This is a genomic window from Pseudomonas sp. NFPP04 (genome assembly GCF_900113815.1).
GTDB lineage: Bacteria > Pseudomonadota > Gammaproteobacteria > Pseudomonadales > Pseudomonadaceae > Aquipseudomonas > Aquipseudomonas extremorientalis.
Window position 1 is genome coordinate 267,136 of sequence record NZ_FOQS01000006.1, and the last position, 18,964, is coordinate 286,099.

The 18,964-nt window shown below is 60.2% G+C and carries 18 protein-coding genes; 7 read left to right on the forward strand and 11 right to left on the reverse strand.

The genetic code is table 11. The features are described from left to right. Positions 1 to 2 precede the first annotated feature (2 nt). Both BM017_RS15635 and BM017_RS15640 read right to left on the reverse strand, forming a co-directional pair. The gene (locus BM017_RS15635) at positions 3 to 323 is read right to left on the reverse strand and encodes a MocE family 2Fe-2S type ferredoxin (RefSeq protein ID WP_058426960.1); all 321 of its coding nucleotides are present in this window, start codon (positions 321 to 323) and stop codon (positions 3 to 5) included. 29 nt (positions 324 to 352) lie between these two features. Beyond that, complete coding sequence (locus BM017_RS15640) at positions 353 to 1,447, reverse strand: fatty acid desaturase family protein (RefSeq protein ID WP_092245966.1); 1,095 nt, start codon at positions 1,445 to 1,447, stop codon at positions 353 to 355. Positions 1,448 to 1,609: 162 nt separating this feature from the next. On the opposite strand from BM017_RS15640, the gene BM017_RS15645 reads away from it, so the two are divergent. Next, positions 1,610 to 2,653 (forward strand): LacI family DNA-binding transcriptional regulator, encoded by a 1,044-nt coding sequence (locus BM017_RS15645; protein WP_092245969.1) that lies wholly within the window; start codon positions 1,610 to 1,612, stop codon positions 2,651 to 2,653. A gap of 178 nt (positions 2,654 to 2,831) precedes the next feature. On the opposite strand, the gene BM017_RS15650 is transcribed toward BM017_RS15645, so the two are convergent. Further along, the gene (locus tag BM017_RS15650) at positions 2,832 to 4,793 is read right to left on the reverse strand and encodes a sigma-54 interaction domain-containing protein (RefSeq protein ID WP_092245972.1); all 1,962 of its coding nucleotides are present in this window, start codon (positions 4,791 to 4,793) and stop codon (positions 2,832 to 2,834) included. Positions 4,794 to 4,978: 185 nt separating this feature from the next. Here BM017_RS15650 and BM017_RS15655 point away from each other — a divergent pair, with 185 nt between their 5' ends. From BM017_RS15655 to BM017_RS15665, 3 genes are read left to right on the forward strand one after another with little or no spacing between them, the layout of a single operon-like run. After that, positions 4,979 to 5,983: a Gfo/Idh/MocA family oxidoreductase gene (locus BM017_RS15655; RefSeq protein ID WP_092245976.1), complete on the forward strand. Its 1,005-nt coding sequence runs from the start codon at positions 4,979 to 4,981 to the stop codon at positions 5,981 to 5,983. After that, entirely contained in the window at positions 5,980 to 6,759 is a 780-nt protein-coding gene (locus BM017_RS15660; RefSeq protein WP_092245980.1) for a TIM barrel protein, read from the forward strand. The genes BM017_RS15655 and BM017_RS15660 overlap by 4 nt, the downstream gene beginning before the upstream one ends. 19 nt (positions 6,760 to 6,778) lie before the next feature. Then, complete coding sequence (locus BM017_RS15665) at positions 6,779 to 7,705, forward strand: sugar ABC transporter substrate-binding protein (RefSeq protein WP_092245983.1); 927 nt, start codon at positions 6,779 to 6,781, stop codon at positions 7,703 to 7,705. A gap of 52 nt (positions 7,706 to 7,757) precedes the next feature. On the opposite strand, the gene yghU is transcribed toward BM017_RS15665, so the two are convergent. Further along, positions 7,758 to 8,591, reverse strand: coding sequence for a glutathione-dependent disulfide-bond oxidoreductase (yghU, locus tag BM017_RS15670; RefSeq protein WP_092245986.1), 834 nt, complete (start codon positions 8,589 to 8,591; stop codon positions 7,758 to 7,760). Between the two features lie 102 nt (positions 8,592 to 8,693). After that, positions 8,694 to 9,917, reverse strand: a complete 1,224-nt coding sequence (locus BM017_RS15675) for an MFS transporter (protein WP_092245989.1) — start codon at positions 9,915 to 9,917, stop codon at positions 8,694 to 8,696. Positions 9,918 to 9,981: 64 nt separating this feature from the next. On the opposite strand from BM017_RS15675, the gene BM017_RS15680 reads away from it, so the two are divergent. Both BM017_RS15680 and BM017_RS15685 read left to right on the forward strand, forming a co-directional pair. Further along, complete coding sequence (locus tag BM017_RS15680; RefSeq protein ID WP_092246187.1) at positions 9,982 to 10,980, forward strand: AraC family transcriptional regulator; 999 nt, start codon at positions 9,982 to 9,984, stop codon at positions 10,978 to 10,980. Between the two features lie 102 nt (positions 10,981 to 11,082). Beyond that, positions 11,083 to 11,679 carry a glutathione S-transferase family protein gene (locus BM017_RS15685; protein WP_092245992.1) on the forward strand — a complete coding sequence of 199 codons (597 nt, stop codon included), beginning with the start codon at positions 11,083 to 11,085 and terminating at the stop codon, positions 11,677 to 11,679. Between the two features lie 182 nt (positions 11,680 to 11,861). Here BM017_RS15685 and BM017_RS15690 read toward each other — a convergent pair whose 3' ends face one another. The 5 genes from BM017_RS15690 to BM017_RS15710 all read right to left on the reverse strand — a co-directional run bounded on the left by BM017_RS15690 (position 11,862) and on the right by BM017_RS15710 (position 16,592). Then, the gene (locus BM017_RS15690) at positions 11,862 to 13,109 is read right to left on the reverse strand and encodes an ATP-grasp domain-containing protein (RefSeq protein WP_092245995.1); all 1,248 of its coding nucleotides are present in this window, start codon (positions 13,107 to 13,109) and stop codon (positions 11,862 to 11,864) included. Next, entirely contained in the window at positions 13,106 to 14,017 is a 912-nt protein-coding gene (locus BM017_RS15695) for an EamA family transporter (RefSeq protein ID WP_092245998.1), read from the reverse strand. The genes BM017_RS15690 and BM017_RS15695 overlap by 4 nt, the downstream gene beginning before the upstream one ends. A 34-nt stretch (positions 14,018 to 14,051) precedes the next feature. Further along, positions 14,052 to 14,615 (reverse strand): type I phosphoribosyltransferase, encoded by a 564-nt coding sequence (locus BM017_RS15700; RefSeq protein ID WP_170856086.1) that lies wholly within the window; start codon positions 14,613 to 14,615, stop codon positions 14,052 to 14,054. Then, positions 14,602 to 15,561: a cysteine synthase family protein gene (locus BM017_RS15705; RefSeq protein WP_092246001.1), complete on the reverse strand. Its 960-nt coding sequence runs from the start codon at positions 15,559 to 15,561 to the stop codon at positions 14,602 to 14,604. Before BM017_RS15705 ends, BM017_RS15700 begins: the two co-directional genes overlap by 14 nt. A gap of 263 nt (positions 15,562 to 15,824) precedes the next feature. Then, positions 15,825 to 16,592 (reverse strand): SDR family NAD(P)-dependent oxidoreductase, encoded by a 768-nt coding sequence (locus BM017_RS15710; RefSeq protein WP_092246004.1) that lies wholly within the window; start codon positions 16,590 to 16,592, stop codon positions 15,825 to 15,827. 137 nt (positions 16,593 to 16,729) lie between these two features. Here BM017_RS15710 and BM017_RS15715 point away from each other — a divergent pair, with 137 nt between their 5' ends. Next, complete coding sequence (locus tag BM017_RS15715) at positions 16,730 to 17,878, forward strand: aldose epimerase family protein (RefSeq protein WP_092246007.1); 1,149 nt, start codon at positions 16,730 to 16,732, stop codon at positions 17,876 to 17,878. Between the two features lie 116 nt (positions 17,879 to 17,994). Here the strand turns inward: BM017_RS15715 and araH are convergent, their stop codons facing one another. Continuing rightward, complete coding sequence (araH, locus tag BM017_RS15720) at positions 17,995 to 18,963, reverse strand: L-arabinose ABC transporter permease AraH (RefSeq protein ID WP_092246010.1); 969 nt, start codon at positions 18,961 to 18,963, stop codon at positions 17,995 to 17,997. Position 18,964 lies beyond the last annotated feature (1 nt).

The window sequence follows — 18,964 nt, forward strand, 5'->3', positions numbered from 1 at the left end:
GATCAGGCCGTGACAGCGAGCAACACCCGCCCCGCTTCGACCCGCACCGGGTAGGTCTTGAGGTTGACGCACACCGGCGCGCCGAGGGCCTTGCCGGTGCGGTAATCGAAGCGCCCGTTGTGCTTGGGGCACTCGATCACGTGGTCCATCACCAGGCCATCGGCCAGGTGGATTTTCTCGTGGGTGCACAGCCCGGCGGTGGCGAAGAATTCATTCTCGGCCGAGCGATACACCGCATAGGTGTGCGGCCCATGGTCGAAGCGCAGCACGTCTTCTTCGTCTATTTCGCCCACGGCGCAGACGTCGATCCATTGATCGTTCATGGCGTTTTTCTCTTGTTCTTGGGTGGGGTTCAACCGGCAGCGGTTTCTGCATGCACCGGCGCATGGGCAGCCGGAGGCGTATTCGGGTGAATCGGGCGCTGGACGAAATAGGTGGGATCGCTGCGCTGCTTCCAGATGGTCGGCAGGATCTCCTTGAATGCCTCGAACAGGTTGGCGTACGGCGGCGGGCAGTCGCTGCGGATTTCGTCGTGCAGTTGCGCGAGGGCGTGGTACGGCACCATCGGGTACATGTGGTGTTCGAGGTGGTAGTTCATGTCCATGTAGATAAAGCGCAGCACGCGGTTCATGTAAATGGTGCGGCAGTTGCTGCGGTGGTCGAGTACATCTTCGGCCAGGCCGACATGCTGCGTGAGGCCAAACAGATAGCCGAGCCACGCGCCATAAATACTCGGCAGGCCCACCAGCATCAGCGGCAACCAGCTATGCAGGTACAACGCGGTGCCGATCACCACGGCATAAATGCCGACCCAGATACGCGCGGCACGGAACACCTTGGGCCATTCGGATTCGGGGATGAAGTCCGCTTCCTGGGCACTCATCTTGCCCATGGCATGGCGCGCCACGCCGCTGAAGGTTTTCCAGGCCAGGGGCAGGTTGAACAGGCTCAGGCACATCATCCAGAAGCTCGGCGGACGCGGTTCGACGATCTCCGGGTCACGGCCGACCACGATGGTGTCGGTATGGTGCCGGGCATGGCTCCAGCGCCACACGTGGGGTTCGAAGATGCACATGAAGCTGGCGACCTGATACAGCACATCGTTCATCCAGCGGGTCTTGAAGGCGGTGCCGTGGCCGGTTTCGTGCCAGCGCGGGTTGGAAGCAGTGCCATACAGCACGCCATAGACCAGGAAGAACGGCACGCAGGCCCAGGTGCCCCAGAACCAGTAGCCGCCAAAACCGCTGGCAAACAGTGCGATCACCCAGATCGCGGTGTCGAGCAGTGCCGGGCCGTCACGGCGTTGCATCAGTTCTTTCATGCGTTTACGCGAGATCGGCGATTGGTACCAACTGGCCGAGACCAGGCCTTTTTCAGCGGCGCGGGCGGCTTCGGGGCCGGTGAGGCTGTAGTCGCGGCGGCCGATAGGAGCGGTGTGTTCAGGCATTGTTATTGTTCTCCCCAAGCGGGTGGTTTCTGGTGCTGTGTGAAACCCACCTTAGAGAACGGGTTATTCACCCTCAAGGCCTTGAATCCATTCCCTATCAAGCTATCATCCAGGCCCAGCGGGGCTTGATAGTTTTCTATCAAGACGCACAAGGGGCCAGTCATGAACAACAACAAACGCCCAACCATCGCCAGCGTGGCCGCCCATGCCGGGCTGAGTGTGGCCACGGTCGACCGCGTATTGAATGCGCGGGCACCGGTCAATCCCGAGACTGCCGAGCAGGTATTCCAGGCGGCCGAAGCCGTGGGGTATTTTGCGGCGCGGCTGATCGGCCAGCGCATTCGCGAGCGTCGGCCGACCTATCGCTTCGGCATCCTGTTGCTGGCCACCGCCCAGGCGTTCTATGCCAGCCTGGCGCAGGCCATCAGCACCGCCGCGGAGCAGCATGCCAACGCCAACCTGACGTGCCAGTTCGAGTACATCGTGGACCGCTCGCCCAACGCCATCGTCGCGCAGATCGAACAGTTGGCCGTGCAGTGCGATGGCCTGGCGGTGGTCAGCTTTGCCCATCCGTCGATCAACGCCTGCCTGGCGCAAATCCGCGCAGCCGGCGTGCCCGTGGTCGCCCTGCTCTCGGATATCCACGAACAGGCGGAGGAACCCTACGTAGGCCAGGACAATAATGTGGTCGGCCGCACCATGGGCTGGCTGCTCGCCCGCACCTGCGGCGCGCGCAAAGGCAGCGTGGGCATCCTGCTCGGCGGCCATCGTTTCCTCGGCCACCAGGCACGGGTCGAAGGCCTGCACAGCTACCTGGCCGAGCACGCGCCGGGGCTCAAGCCGCTGGAGCCGTTGATCAACCTCGACAACTGCGACATTACCGAAGAAGCCACCCTCGACCTGATCAGCCGCCACAGCGATCTGCGCGGTCTATGCGTGGTGGGTGGCGGCGGCGACGGCATCATCAGCGCCCTGGCGCAGTTGCCCAGGCGGCCGGCGTTGTGCTGCATCCTGCAGGAGTCCACCGAGCTGTCGCGCCAGGCGCTGCGCCAGGGTTTGATCGATGTGGTGATGGACTCGCAGCCGGGGCAGACGGCGACGGCGTTGGTGCAGTTGATGGTGGAGTTGCAGACTGCCGAAGGGTTCGATCCGGTGCGGCAGCGGGTGTATATACCGCCGCAGATTGTGACGTCGGAGAACCTCTAGCGGCACTCAGGCGCTGGCTGTCTGTGGCGAGCGGGCTTGCCCCGCGTTGGGGAGCGAAGCTCCCCTGATCAAAGACGAACGCGGTGTACCCGATATTTCGCAGAAGCTGGTTGGGGGCTGCTGCGCAGCCCAACGCGGGGCAAGCCCGCTCGCCACAGGGGTCAGCGCTGCTTAAATCTCAGGCGCGGCGAAAATCGCTGGCACTCAGCCCGAACCGGCTCATTTTGTTGTACAGCCCGCCCCGCGACACATTCAGTTGCCGGGCGGCCAGGCGGATGTTGCCGCCGGTGTTCTGGAGTGCGGCGACGATGGCGTGCATTTCGTGGCTGCTCAGGTCCTGGGCGGGTTGCGGCTCATAGGCGCGCAGCGGCGTGTGCTGCCTGGTTTCCATCGGCAGATCGGCAGGCTGAATCAGCTCACCCATCGCCAGGTTGGTCGCCCGCTCAATACTGTTTTCCAACTCCCGCACATTGCCCGGCCAGCCATAGGCCGACAGCAATGCCATCGCCTCCGGCGAAAAGCCCTGCACCGACTTGCGCAACGAGCGTGCACAGCGGGCCAGGAAGTGCCGCGCCAGCAGCGGAATGTCTTCGCGGCGCATGCGCAGGGGCGGCACGGTGAGGTTCAGGACGTTGAGGCGGTAGTAGAGGTCTTCGCGAAACGCGCCTTGCGCCACGGCCTGGCTGAGGTTGCGGTGGGTGGCGGCAATGATGCGCACGTCCACTTGTCGCGAGTTCTTCGCGCCCACCCGGGTGATTTCACCCTCCTGCAACACCCGCAACAGGCTGACCTGGGCATCGAAGGACATGTCGCCGATCTCATCCAGAAAGATGGTGCCGCCATCCGCCAGTTCGAACTTGCCCGCCGAACCGCCACGGGTGGCGCCGGTGAACGCGCCCTCGACATGGCCGAACAGTTCGCTTTGCACCAGGTCACGGGGGATCGCCCCGCAGTTGACCGCCACGAAGGGGCCTTTGTGGCGGTCGCTGCCGTTGTGGATGGCCTGGGCGAACAGCTCTTTGCCGGTGCCACTTTCGCCGAGGATCAGCGTGGTGGAGTCGCTGCGACTGGCGATACGCCCCAGGTGCAGGGCGTCCTGGATGGCTCGGGAGTTGCCCTGGATAGTTTCAAATGTGTAGCTGGCCTGGGTGCCGATCAGGCGCCGGGTGATTTCGCGGATGCGGCGGTTTTCACGCAGCGACACGATCACCCCGCCCTGCTCCAGCGGGCACACCGACACCAGGCAGGCGAGTTGGCCCCGGTCAGCCAAGTGGAAGGTGCAATCGAGGTCGCGCACGGGCTCGCCAAGGACGTCGCTCAACTCGCTACGGCCCAGTTGCTGGAACGGCCGCCCGATCAGCTCCAGCCCTACGCCGAACAACTGCCGGGCATACCGGTTGAGCGCCTTGATGCAGCCGCGCTCGTCCAGTACCACCAGGCCTTCGTTGAGGACTTCGAGCACCGCTTGCTGCTCCTCCAGCAACACCTGCAACGCCATCTGCCGCGACACCGCCTCGGCGGCCGCCTGCACCGTACCGAGGGTATGGAAGTGAAACCAGCCAGGCTCGGCGGTGAGGGTCAGCATCGCCACAGTGTGGCCCTGGGCATTCCTGATCGGCGCGGCGGCGCAGTGCATGCGGCGCTGGCGCAGGCCGATGCCGAAGTTTTCCTCGGCCAGCACGTACACCAGGCGGTCTTCGGCCAGGGCCAGGCCGGTGCAGTTGGTGCCTTGCACCGACTCCAGCAGGCGGCTGCCGACCGGAGTGATGTCCAGGCCACAGAAATACAGGGTGGCGCCATCGGCATCGGTGAGGTTGATATGGCCGCGCGGGTTGTAGGCCAGCAAGCCGTGCATGACTTGCGCGGCAGCGGCGATCAGCACGCGGTGGGTGGTCAGGGTGGCGGTCAGCGTGTCGGCTGCGACAAAGCGGTACGCGTTGTCGGCTGGATCGATGCCCGCCTCGACGCTGCGCCGCCACGAATCCCAGATCACTTGGCGCACGGACGCCGGCCGGTCGACCTGGCCGGCCAGGCAATCGCGCCAGGCCTGCTCCAGCGCGGCCACCGGGCCGTCATTCAGCGCCGCAGGCCCCAGGGTCGTCAGGTAGTCGAGGTCTTGCACACTGAAGGCCATGCTCATTGGGTGATATCCATGTTCATATTTTTGACATGTCAGTATAGGCATGTCATCAGAATGAACACTTATTGTTTGTAGATATTAATTAACCCTTATTAATCAATAGGTTAAAAACTGGCACACGCCTTGCTCCCACCCCCTTGCCCATCAGGACTGTCCTGAGGCCAATAACAACAAGGGGTCATTGCATGAGTACACAAAACATCCGCCTGGGTTTGATCGGTGCCGGTCGCATGGGCAGCTTCCACGGCCTGACCGCCGCACGGCACATCCCCGGTGCCAGCCTGGCAGCGATTGCCGACCCGACGCCAGGCCAGGCCGCCCGCCTCGCCGCCGAACTGGGGGTGAGCAAGGTCTACACCGACCCTCAGCAGCTGCTCGACGACCCGGCTATCGACGGCGTGATCATCGCCGCCCCGGCCCGCAGCCATGCCGAACTGGTGATCAGCGCCGCCCGCGCCGGCAAGGGCATCTTCTGCGAAAAACCCATGGCCATCACCCTCGATGAGGCCGACCGCGCCATCGCCGCTGCCGCCGATGCGCGGGTGCCGTTGCAGGTGGGCTTCAACCGGCGTTTCGCCAAGAGCTTTCGCACCGCGCACCTCGACGTCGCCGCCGGCCGCATCGGCACGCCGCAGTTGCTGCGCTCGCTGACCCGCGACCCGGCGCTGAACAACCCGGCCAACTCGCCGCAATGGGTGATCTTCCTCGAAACCCTGATCCACGACTTCGACACCCTGCGCTACCTCAACCCAGGTGCCGAGGCCGAGCAGGTGTATGTGATGGCCGACGCACTGATCGCTCCAGAATTCAAAAGCAAAGGCTTTCTCGACACCGCCGTGGTCGCGATCCGCTTCGACAACGGCGCCATCGCCACCGCCGAAGCCAACTTCCAGGCCGTGTACGGCTACGATGTGCGCGGCGAAGTGTTCGGCAGCGCCGGTATGCTGAGCATGGGCAGTCTCAACGACAGCGACCTGGTGCGCTACCTGGCCCAGGGCATCCAGGCCGACACCCAGCGCCTGGACACCGACCTGTTGCGCGACGCCTACATTGCCGAGCTCAACCACTTTGTCGACTGCCTGCGCAGCGGTGCCAAGCCGATGGCCAGCGGCGAGGATGCGCGCGCGGCCCTGGCGATTGCCCGTGCGTGCATCGAGTCGTTCGAAACCGGCAAGGCGGTGGCGGTATGAGCCCGTTCAAGCTGGCGGTCAGCGCCGAGATGGTGTTTCTCGACCTGCCGTTTGTCGAGCGTATAAAGCGCATTCACGCACTGGGGTTCAGCGCCGAAATCTGGAACTGGACAGACAAGGACATCACCGCCCTGGCCGCCACCGGCGCCGACTTCACCTCCATGACCGGCTACATCAGCGGCACCCTCACCGACCCCGATGGCATCCGCCAGTTACTCGACAGCGCCCGCGAATCCTTAGGGGTAGCCGCACACCTGAATTGCCCCAGCCTCAACCTGCACGGCACCGGCCTGGGTGAAGGCGGCCTGCCCGTTCAACCGGTGAGCCTGGCCACCGGGCGCATGTGGCTGAGCGCCTGCAAGACCCTGGAAAAAATCGCCCGCCTGGGGGAAGACGCCGGCCGTGTGTTCCTGCTGGAAAACCTCAACACCGAAGTCGACCACCCCGGTACGCCATTCGCCCGCGCCGACGATACCCTGGCGCTGATCGAGGCCGTGGGCAGCCCGTACCTGAAGATGAATCTGGACCTGTACCACGCGCAGATCGGCGAAGGAAATTTGATCGAACTGATCCAGCGCGCCGGCAGCGCCATCGGTGAAATCCAAGTGGCCGATGTACCAGGTCGCAAGGAGCCTGGCACCGGTGAAATCCACTACCCGGCCATTGCCAAAGCCTTGCACGCCATAGGCTACAGCGGGGTGGTCGGCCTGGAAGGCTGGGCCAGCGGCGACAGCGAGCTGGCCCTGGAGCGTTTCCGCCAGGCGTTCACCCTATAACAATAAAAGGATCACCCTTATGAATCGCTATTCGTTGTTTGCTGCCACCTTGTTGCTGCTGTTCAGCCAATGGACCTTCGCGGCTTATCGCATCGGCGTGAGCATTGCCCGGGTCGACGACAACTTCATGACGTACGTGCGCACCGGCCTGGAAGCGGCAGCCAAGCAGCAGGATGTGCAGATCCAGTTCGAAGACGCCCAGGGCGATGTGGTGCGCCAGCTCAATCAGGTCGAAGGTTTTCTCAACCAGAAGGTCGACGCGGTGATCGTGCTGCCGGTGGACACCGCCGCCACCGCCAACATGACCCGCGCCGCCGTCTCCGCCAAGACGCCGCTGGTGTACGTCAACCGCCACCCGGACGAACGCACCCTGCCCAAGGGCGTGGTCACCGTGGCCTCCAACGACATCGAGGCCGGCCAGTTGCAGATGCGCTACCTGGCGGAAAAACTCGGCGGCAAGGGCAACGTGGCGATCATCATGGGCGACCTCGCACAGAACGCCACCCACGACCGCACCGAGGGCGCCAAACAGGTGCTCAAGGACTTTCCCGGGATCAAGGTGGTCGAGCAGCAAAGTGCTGAATGGCAACGCAGCAAGGGCATGGACCTGACCAGCAACTGGCTGCTGGCGGGCACGCCGTTCGATGCCATCGTGGCCAACAACGATGAAATGGCGATTGGCGCGGCCATGGCCTTGCAGCAGGCGGGCAAAGCCAAGGGTGAGGTGGCGATTGTGGGCATTGATGGCTTGCCCGACGGGCTGGCGGCGATCAAACGCGGCCTGCTGACGGCGTCGGTGTTCCAGGACCCGAAGGCCCAGGCGACCCAGGCCTTGCAGGCGGCTGTGCGAATGATCAAGGGCGAGGCGATTGAGCCGCAGGTGTGGGTGCCGTTCGAACTGATCAAGCCCGAGCAGGTGGCGGTGTTCGAGCAGCGCTACCAATAAACTGGAGTGTGGTGATCCAAATGTGGGAGGGAGCAAGCTCCCTCCCACATTTTTAGTCCAAGTCGCGAGCGCTATGGCGTTCGGCCAACTGCTCATGGGGCTCGCCGGACACCCGGTTGACCCGCCGCCCACGCTGCACCGCCGGCCGCGCTTCAATCGCGTCCGCCCAGCGCAACACATGCTGGTACTCATGCACCGAGAGGAACTCCGCCGCGCCATACAAACGCCCTTTGACCAACCCGCCATACCAGGGCCAGATGGCGATATCGGCTATGGTGTACTCATCACCCGCGATGTATTCGCTCACCGCCAGGCGCTGGTCGAGCACATCGAGCTGACGCTTGGTCTCCATGGCAAAGCGGTTGATCGCATATTCCATCTTGCTCGGCGCATACGCATAGAAGTGGCCGAAACCACCGCCCAGGTAGGGCGCGCTGCCCATCTGCCAGAACAACCACGACAGGCATTCGGCGCGGGCGGCGGGTTCGGTGGGCAAGAACGCGCCGAACTTCTCCGCCAGGTATTGCAGGATCGCGCCCGACTCGAACACCCGAATCGGCGTGGCGCCGCTGCGGTCCAGCAGTGCCGGGATCTTGGAGTTGGGGTTCACCCCCACGAAGCCGCTGCCGAACTGGTCGCCGTCACCGATCTTGATCAGCCAGGCATCGTACTCCGCACCGCTGTGCCCCAGGGCCAACAGTTCTTCCAGCAGGATCGTGACCTTCTGCCCGTTGGGCGTGGCCAGGGAGTACAACTGCAGTGGATGCTTGCCCACCGGCAATTCCTTTTCATGGGTCGCGCCGGCCACAGGGCGGTTGATGCTGGCGAAAGTGCCGCCATTCTCGGTGTCCCAGGTCCACACTTTCGGGGGTACGTAATCGGTCATGCTTACTGCTCCAAATGTGCTTGCGTTCAACGAAGCGTTCCAGACTAAACCAAAGGTCGATGGCTCGTCACACCGTGAATGCGGCCAATCTCCAGGCTGACGTCAAAGATGCAGCGGTGCACCCACGGCGTCATTGCCGGGCACCGTTACCCGCAGCGCAATCAACAAGGCGGCCAACAGCATCAACACACCGGCGCCGAGAAACACCCCGCTGATGCCACTGAGACTGAACATCGCGCCCCCACCGGCCGCGCCCGCCGCAATGGCCGACTGCACGGACGCCACCACCATGCCGCCGGCACTTTCAGCTTGATCCGGCACGCTGCGGGCTACCCAGTTCGACCACGCCACCGGCACGCCGCCAAACGCCATGCCCCACAGCGCCAGCAGCAACGCCTGGCCTGGCAGCGAGGCCGGCAGCAACACCAGCGCCAGCGCCGCGACGCCCACTAACACAGGCATCAGCACCAAGGTGCCGCGGGGATAACGCACCAGCATCCAACCGGCCAACAGCGTGCCGACGAAGTTGGCCGCACCGAAGCCCAGCAGCATCAAGGCCAGCCCTTCAGTGCCCACGCCCGTGGTGCTTTCCAGGAACGGCCGGATATAGGTGAACAGCGCAAAGTGCCCGGTGTGCACCAGCACGCAGCCCAACATGCCGATGGCGATGCCTGGACGCAGCAGCACATCCAGTACCGTGCGCAAGCGTGCAGTCCCCGAGGGCGCCAGGCGGGGCAGCGTGAACAGTTGGAACGCCAGCGTCACTGCACCGACGGCGGCGGCGGCAACGAACGCACTGCGCCAGCCATACAGACCACCGAGGTAGCTGCCCAGCGGCACAGCGACCACCGTGCCCACCGCAATGCCACTGAAGATGATCGACAGCGCGCGGGGCAGCAGCGCCGCTGGCACCAGGCGCATCGCCACGGCGGCGGCCATGCTCCAGAAACCGCCCAGGGCAACGCCCAGCAGGATACGCATCAGCAGTAATACCGTCAGGCTTGAAGAGAACGCCACCAACAGGTTGGACGCAATCATCAGCAGGGAGAAACCCAGTAGCACCACGCGTCGGTCGATCCCACGCGTGAGGCCGGGCACCAGCAGCCCGGCAAACAACGCCACCACTGCCGTCACCGTCACGGCTTGGCCGGCCAGCGCCTCGGACACTCCCAGGTCCATCGCCATTGGCGTCAACAAGCTTGCCGGCAGGTATTCCGCCGTCAACAAGCCGAATACCCCCATGGCCAGGGAAAACACCGCCATCCAGGCGGGCGCATCGGGCTCAACTTGGGCAGAGTGAGCGGCTTGGGCTACACAATCATTCATCACACGACATCCTCGGTCATTAGCACGACGGCCAGTCTAGGTTTGCCAACCCGGATGATCTATGATGCAAACCCTTGAGTTTTTGACCGAAACCCCGAACATGGCTGCAGCGGCGCCCTTCAACCTGTCCTCCGACCTTATCGACGAACTGCTGCGCGGCATGCGCCTGCGCGGCGTGCAGTACCGACGCATCCAGGCCGGACCGAGCTTCGGCATGGGCTTTGACGCCAGACCGGGGCATGCCTACTTCCACCTCCTCGCCGCAGGAACGGCCACCCTGCGCACCGATGACGGCAGCCTGTTCGAATTGTCGGCGGGCAATGCCGTGTTCATCTCCCACGGCGGTGCCCATGCGCTGCTGTCCAGTGCGGACAGGCCGGTGCAGGCCATCGGCGGCTTTGACGCGACACCACTGGGCGAGACCGTCTGCGCCGTGGACGCATCACCGGACTCACCGCCGAGCACGTTGCTGTTCAGCGCCTGCATGGAGTTCGAACTCGGCAGTCTCCAGGGGCTCGGCAGCCTGATGCCAGCCTTAATGCTGATCGATGCCCAGGGCCAGCGTTACCCCGGCCTGATGCCGATCCTGGCGGTGATGGAGCGCGAAGTCGCCGCGGCTCGCGTCGGCTACCCCGGCATCCTCACGCGTCTGGCCGATGTGGTGGCTGCCATGATTGTGCGGGGTTGGGTGGAATGCGCCTGCGGCAATGCGTCGGGTTTGGTCGCAGCGTTGCGCGACCCACGCCTGGCGGGCGCCCTGCTCGTGCTGCACCAGCAACCCGGGCGCGATTGGAGCGTGGCCGAACTGGCCGCGCAGTGTCACACCTCCCGCTCGGTATTCGCCGAGCGCTTCCAGGCCACCCTGGGTCTCCCGCCACTGCGCTACATGACGGAACTGCGCATGCGCCTGGCCAGCCAATGGCTGACCCTGGAGCGATTGCCTATCGAAGAAGTAGCGCTGCGCCTGGGCTACACCTCCCAGGCGGCGTTCAGCCGTGCATTCAAGCGCATTACCGGCCAGCCACCGGGGGCCAGCCGGCAGAACATCAGGCGTCCTGCCTGAATGACCGCAGCCTGACCTTTGCAGGCAACATTCAGTCATTGCGCATGCCGATCCTGTGCCCTTACTCTCTGGAGCCATCACCTTGAGAGCAACGGAGGCTTCATGAAACTGATCGGCATGCTGGACTCGCCCTACGTACGCCGCGTGGCCATTTCCCTGGACCTTTACGGCGTCGATTTTGTGCATGAACCGCTGTCGGTGTTCAGCACGTTCACCGAGTTTTCCCAGATCAACCCGGTGGTCAAGGCGCCGACCCTGGTGCTGGATGACGGCACGGTGCTGATGGATTCCAGCCTGATCCTCGACTATCTGGAAACCCTGGCCCCGGCCGATAAAAAGCTGCTGCCCCCCTCCCCCGCAGGTCGTGCCCATGACCTGCATATCCTTGGCCTGGCCCTGGCGGCCTGCGAGAAAAGCGTGCAGATCGTTTACGAACACAACCTGCGCCCGGCCGAAAAGCTGCATGCGCCCTGGCTGGATCGCGTCAGCGGGCAATTGCTGGCGGCCTACTCGCTGCTGGAAAAACAACTGCCTGACAGTCAGGAGTTGACCCAGGCTTCCCTGACAGCGGCAGTCGCCTGGTCGTTCAGCCAGTTCACCGTGGCGTCGGTGGTCAAGGCCGATGCGTTCCCCAACCTCAAACGCCACGCCGAGCGGCTGGAACAGCACTCGGCTTTCAAGCGTTATCCAATCGAGTAGGCAAGGCAGTTCTAATGTGGGGGGGCGGCGTGACGATTCGAATTGCTGCCGATGACTATGTTTCAGCAACAGGTGTGCAGACTGACACGCCGCGATCTCGTAGCGTCAGTGATTAAGGCCGAAGCGTTTCCCAATGGGCGACGCTATTGCGAATGAATAGAACCGCCTCCGGTGTCCAATCGTCATGCCATCGAATACACGCCCTGGAGTTCAAGTGCCCTGATCCTGAGGTAATCGGCGGCAATCACTTCAGGGTCAGCATGTACCAGATACACCGTGCCTGGCTGGCTGAACACATCCTGAGTCACACTTAGTACGTGCCCATCGTCAACGTAAAACACCGCATCAAAGAAGGACTCAAGCTTAAGCAATTCACTCAGAAAAAAGCCCTGTTTGAAACGTCCCTTCGCACGGTTGATCAAGCAAACGTTGTAGGTGTGTTGCATCAGCCTATAATCGGTGTTTGCTGCCACTAATCGGGCAAACAGTTCAGGTGCAGTGATCGATAAAACAGTTGCTTCGATTTGGCCGAGTCCTGTCGTTTGCCTAGACACGTCGGGCCGTAAAATGCCATCGGTTCGTGCAGCGATCTCCACCAGTTTCGGGCCATCGTCAGTGAACATAACTTCGGCGTGGCTGGGGCCGTTACGGATGCCGAGCGTGCGCACCACTTCCCGAGTGTAATCCACCAAGCTCGAATACTCCGGTGAATCGGCGTCAATCAACTCATCAATGTCATAGAGGACCCCACCGCTTTCAGTGCGCTGTTTCTGATAGCGAACTACTTCAGTGACAAGCTGCTGGCCGTTGAGCGAAACCATATTCACCACATATTCCACCCCTGCCAAATACTCCTGGATCAGCACCTGGTGATTGGGAATGCTCAATTTGTTAGTCGCGCCCAATAGCTTGCCGACTGCAACCTCACAAGCACGCAAGTCCTCACAAATGAATACGCCATCAGCGCCAGCGCTTTCGAGGGGTTTAACCACCACGGGAAAACGACCATGATCATTAATCCAGGTCTCAGCACGCTCCCACGTGTCCGCGGTGAACTGCTGCGCTGCCAATAGCTGCGCTTGGGTAATGCGATGAATCATGTCGTATTTATTTCTGCGGGCGGTGCTCTTCTCGATGTCATTGCGATAAGGCAGTTGAAGGTGCTCATTCAATTCATCCGCCAGCCGTACACCGGTTTCGGCGCCGGCAATAATGAATTGTGGCTTGAACTGCTCGACACTCGCCAACGTGGTGGCAAACCCCGTATTCACGATGACGTTGTCATAAATGGAATAATCGAAGCCTCGATAGTAATAACCGTCCAAGGTGTTGGATGAGGCCACATGCATCAGTACACACCCTGCTTCAGCAAGGCGCTTTGATATAAATTTTCCGGATGAGAAACCATCGACGACAATCACCCTGCTCATGTTGTTTCCCTCCGCAGTGCATATAACGCCCTTCCCAACAGCAAAAACACAATGAGGCTGACCGCAGTAACACTCGCGATAGAGAATTCGACTCTGTCGTCGAGGTACTGCAACAACAAGACAAATACCGGAAGCGTCAACAACACCAAAGAAACATGGATGGGCGTGAGATAGAAGATTGTTTTCTGGATCAAGTAGATGGGCAACAGATGCCCTATCACAACCAGCAGTACCATTGGCAGAATCAACTCGGCATTCAGCCTGAAACTCTCCCCCAAAGCAGTCATTGCAAGGACGCATGCACCGACCATTACCACGCTCCTGACCGCCAGAATTTCATAGACGGACCATTGCCGCCGGTAAAGCTCCTTGGAAAACACCGTGTACATAACCGTACCCAGTGCACACACCACCACGCTGGCGATTCCCATCAGCCGCTCTTCCAGCGTCGTAGTGGCTATACCACTGTCTCCTGCGAAGGAGTTAAACAGCATGATTCCCACGGAAACAAGCACCAGACACGACACCACCGCATCTACGAAAGCGACTTTGGCATTACGCTTGTTGGCCATTAAGATAACTAACGTGAGCGCCGGGCCACAGGCGACCGAAGCGACTCCGACCACGGCAGGCTCCAGGTATTTCAAGGCGTAAAACAGGCCACCCCAATTAAGCAATACTGAAACATTCACGACAACAACTATTACCCAGTGCATCCTTATCTTTGAAAGTAACGAGCCAGCGTTATCAAACAGGGCACACACGACAAAAAAAATGGCAGACGTTGTAAAACAATAAAAAACAACAAGCAGCGTATTGATCGTTTGCGTGACGAATGCTACGTACACATCGAACGCAGCGCTGATCAGGCAAAAAATCAAACCTACAACTACGCCAGAACGCACCATGGATACACCTGTCAAGTTGAGCCAGCAAAGCAATTCAAACCACGCTCACTCCGCTTTCGTTTACCTTGATTTTCAAGACGGACTTAACAGAAAGGCCTGTCATCTTTCGAACCTTTTCGAAACCACCATTTCCAACTTTTTCAACCGCACAGACCACATCGAGCAACTCCCCTCCCGCCGACCTTATCGCTTCAGTTAAAGCAACAATTGCCCCCCCGGTACTCAATGTATCGTCAATAATTGCAACACGATCGCCTGCCTCAATCCCGTTGAGATACATTTCGCCTTGAAAATATTCAGAGTCGATGGAAACTACTTGTTCATTAATAGTGCCAAGACTGTAGGGATACCATCTGGCCACAGCCATGGGAATGCCGGTAAGCAAGGATACCGTGGTAGCTAGCGCAGCTCCCTTATCTTCTTCAGTCACAATTTTTGAAACATTCAGATCCATCAACCTTACTATTCGTTGAGCCACCTCCACCAATACCGCAGGGCGCAACGCGGGAATCTGGTCGGTAAACTCATTCACCGTAGTGTACGCCCCCCCAGAGTTAACAACTTTCGCATCCTTATAGACTTGTTCAAGTAGCATCATCCACCCCACCATACTCAGGATAAAAACCGTCCCAGCGACTCGCATACTTCCAAGAACTGTCAAAAAACACAGTAACAATATTTTTCTTCTGATGCGTTAGAGCGACCTCTTCGCAAACTAATAAATTCGCGCCACACGTAGGCCCGACAGGCACCCTTTCATGTTCAATAAACTGCTTCATTCGAACCCATGCTTCATTGCCATCAACCACTCGCACTTCGTCGACAAGCGCAGAGACCGTATTAGTCGACAGCACCCCTCCCCCTAACCCCATCAAATTATGAGGGCGGTGCTCAAATGTTAAATTATTTCTTTCTGAATACAGTGGAGCAGATTTATTGACTTCAATCGCCACTGTCCTTATCTCTCTATACTCACACTTCAACACCTCAGCTATACCCGAAAAAGTTCCTCCCGTGCCAATTGAGCACACAAAAAAATCCGGTACCACATGCTGATGACGTAACGCTTCTACTATTTCTTCTCCACAGTCAGCCCAAGCGGCCTTATTTAATAGGTTATTGGACTGATCAAGAAAAAAAACCTGTTCATTCAACTGTTCAGCTTGATAGCGCCTAGCTGCAAGTACCGCACCCGACAAGAAACCTTCCTTAGGCGTCTCGATTATCTCCGCACCCAATGAGCGTATCTGGACTTTTCTCTCTTGCGTCATGCCTTCAGGCATAAAAATTTTTATCTTGTATCCCTTCAGACGTCCAATCCATGCAAGTGCCGCACCGCCATTCCCTGTGGAGCTATCTACTAGGGTCATACCGGGTTGGATAGCACCAATCTTTTCCAACCCATTAATAATACTTAAATATGTTCTGTCCTTATGGCTTCCCGACGGGTTCAAGAACTCGCACTTAGAAAAGCACCTACCGCCATTAATAGACAGACTTGCCAACTCTATGAGCGGTGTCCTACCAATATCAGTCAGCTTCATGAAAAATAATCTCAATACCTGATAGCCACTTCAAGACATTATCAGATCATTCTCATGGCAAACAACTAGCCGAACGGCTAGGTATTAAAGCCCTCGAAGAGCGCTATACCCCCGCCTCATTACTTGAAAAACGCTTCGAAAAAACCAGCGATGGCGACACATGCCAACCACCGTAAAATGCAAAAAATGTCATAACAGCGGTGGTATGGGCAATGAATCTATCGCCTGTGCCACCGCCATCGGCGCTTGAGTTGGGTGACTCTCTACACCCAACCGCCATCCACAATAAAGTTCTGCGCCGAACACATCGCCGAGGCATCGGAGGCGAGAAACAACGCCATGTTGGCGATGTGTTCCGGCAAAACGCTCCCCGGCAAACACTGGCTGCGGCTGATCAGTTCCTTGGCGGCATCGTCGACCCACATCGCCAATTGTTTTTCCGTCATCACCCAACCCGGCACCAGCGTATTCACGCGGATCCGGCTCGGCCCCAGTTCCCGGGCCAGGGCGCGGGTCATGCCGTGGGCGGCGGCCTTGCTGGCGGCGTACACCGGGTAGCCGGCCGAAGCCATCATCCAGCCTACCGAACCGAGGTTGATGATCGCCCCGCCGCCCGCGTTTTTCATCATCGGCACCACGGCCTTGGCGGCGAAGAAGGCGTGCTTGAGGTTGACGGAGATGAGCCGGTCGAACATTTCCGAGTCGACTTCTTCCAAGCTGTGGCGTACGTCATTAGCGGCATTGTTCACCAGCACGGTGATCGGCCCCAGCGAGTGTTCGAAACGAGTGATGGCGGCTTTATAGGCTATCTCGTCGGTGATGTCGCAATTGACGAATTCCACGGTGTGCCCGCGCGAACTCAACAGAGCCGCCAGGCGTTCGCCCTGGCTTTGCGCGCGGTCGACAAAGCCGACCTTGGCGCCTTGGGCCGCGAAGGCGCGCACCATGAATTCGCCGATGCCCGAGGCACCGCCGGAGACCAGGACGGTTTTGCCTTCAAGGTCGGGGTAAATGGCGTGCTGAGTCGTCATAAAAGGTTGCCTCGCTTAATTAGTCTTATTTTATTTTGCAAAAATGCGGTTTAAGGCTATAAATTCGCTGTCATATCGACAAAATATCGCACATTAGTAGAACTATTCCACTCAAAACAACAAAAGGAAGTTCGACCATGAAGCACCCTCGTTACCTGCTTTCGGGCCTCGCCCTGTCCATGCTGGTCGCCAGCGGCGGCGCCCAGGCAGCGGGCCTTACCAGCGAACACAAAGCGTTCGGTAAAACCAATGACGGCACTGCCGTCGAGCAGTACATCCTGCGTAACAGCCATGGCATGCAAGCCACGGTGATCACCTACGGTGGCGTGTTGCAGTCGCTGAAGGTGCCGGACAAAAATGGCAAGCTCGACGACGTGGTACTGGGCTTTGACGACGTGCAAGGCTATCAGAGCGGTACGGCGTTCTTCGGCGCAACCATCGGTCGTTTCGGCAACCGCTTGGCCGGCGGCGCCTTCGAACTCGACGGCAAGCGCTACCAGGTGCCACTCAACGACGGCCCCAACTCGCTGCATGGCGGCGCCCAGGGCTTCGACAAGCGGGTGTGGAAAGCCACCCAAGTCAACGCCAAGGACTCGGTTGGCGTGACGCTCACCTACCTGTCCAAGGACGGCGAGATGGGCTTCCCCGGCAACCTGAAGACCGAAGTCACCTACCGCCTCAACGACAACAACGAACTGCACATCGACTACAGCGCCACCACCGACAAACCCACGGTGCTCAACCTCACCAACCACAGCTACTTCAACCTGGCCGGTGCGGGCAATGGCGACATCCTCAAGCAGGTCGCAACCTTGCACGCCAGCCACTACACGCCGGTGAACGCGACGCTGATCCCCACCGGCGAACTGGCGCCGGTCAAGGGCACACCGATGGACTTCCTCACGCCGACGCCGATCGGCCAGCACATCAAGGACGATCACCCACAGCTCAAATTTGCCGAGCCGAAACAGGGTGGGTTCGACTTCAACTGGGCGCTGGATACCCAGGGTGATGTGAAGCGGTTGGCGGCCGAGGTGCATGATCCTGCCTCGGGGCGGCGCTTGCAGCTGTTTACCACGGAACCTGGGGTGCAGTTTTATACCAGCAACTTCCTCGATGGATCGGTGAAGGGCAAGGCTGGCAAGACCTATCAGCACTGGAGCGGGTTTACGCTGGAGACCCAGCATTTTCCGGATGCGCCTAACCAGCCGAAGTTTGCGTCGACCCGGCTGAACCCAGGGCAGACCTACACCCAACACACCGTCTTCAAATTCTCCGCGGACTAAACTTGTGGGAGGGGGCTTGCCCCCGATAGCAGAGTGTCAATGACAGAGATGCACACTGACACACCGCTATCGGGGGCAAGCCCCCTCCCACATTTGGAACTCCATTTGGCTTGGGATCAGCGTTGTTTCATGCGGTCGATGACCACGGCCAGCAGCAGGATCGAGCCGCGGATCACGTATTGGTAGAAGGTGTCGATGTTCTTCAGGTTCATCGCATTCTCGATGATCGCCAAAATCAACACCCCGGCAATCACATGACGGATCATACCCACCCCGCCGCTCAGCGACACCCCGCCCAGCACACACGCCGAGATCACGGTCAGCTCAAAGCCCTGGCCAATCATCGGCTGGCCGGAGGTCATGCGTGAGGCGAGGATCACCCCGGCCAACGCACCGATCACTCCGTGCACGGCAAAGATCAGGATCTTGGTGCGGTCCACATTCACGCCCGCCAGCAACGCCGCTTCCGGGTTGCCGCCGATGGCCATGGTGTTGCGCCCGTAGGTCGTGTAGTTGAGCAGCCAGCCGAAGAACAGGAAGCATAGGATCGTGATCAGGATCGGCACCGGCACACCCAGCAACTGGCCGTTGCCGAAGATGAAGAACTGATCCTGGGACACGCCCACCGCCTTGCCGTTGGCGAAGATGTACGCCAGGCCGCGCACGATCTGCATGGTCGCCAGGGTGGTGATCAGCGCGTTGACCCGCAGCTTGGCGATCACGATACCGTTGATCAGCCCCACCAGCAGGCCCATCAGCAAGGCGGCGCCAATGCCGAGCAGGACGCTGTCGGTGTCGCGCATCACAATCGCCGCCACCACCCCGGCGCAGGCGATCACCGAGCCCACCGACAGATCGAAATGCCCCGACGCCAGGCAGAACAGCATGGTGCAGGCGGCGATGCCCACGGTGGAAATCGCCAGGCCCAGGCCACGCATGTTCAGCGGTGACAGGAAGTTGTCGATGAGCAAGGCGCACAGCAGGAAAATGCTCACCGCCGCCAGCAGCATCGCCCAGTTGTCCAGCAGTGCACGCAGGTCCAGAGGCTTGCGCGCCGTGGGCAGCACGTTGTGTTGAGTGGTCATA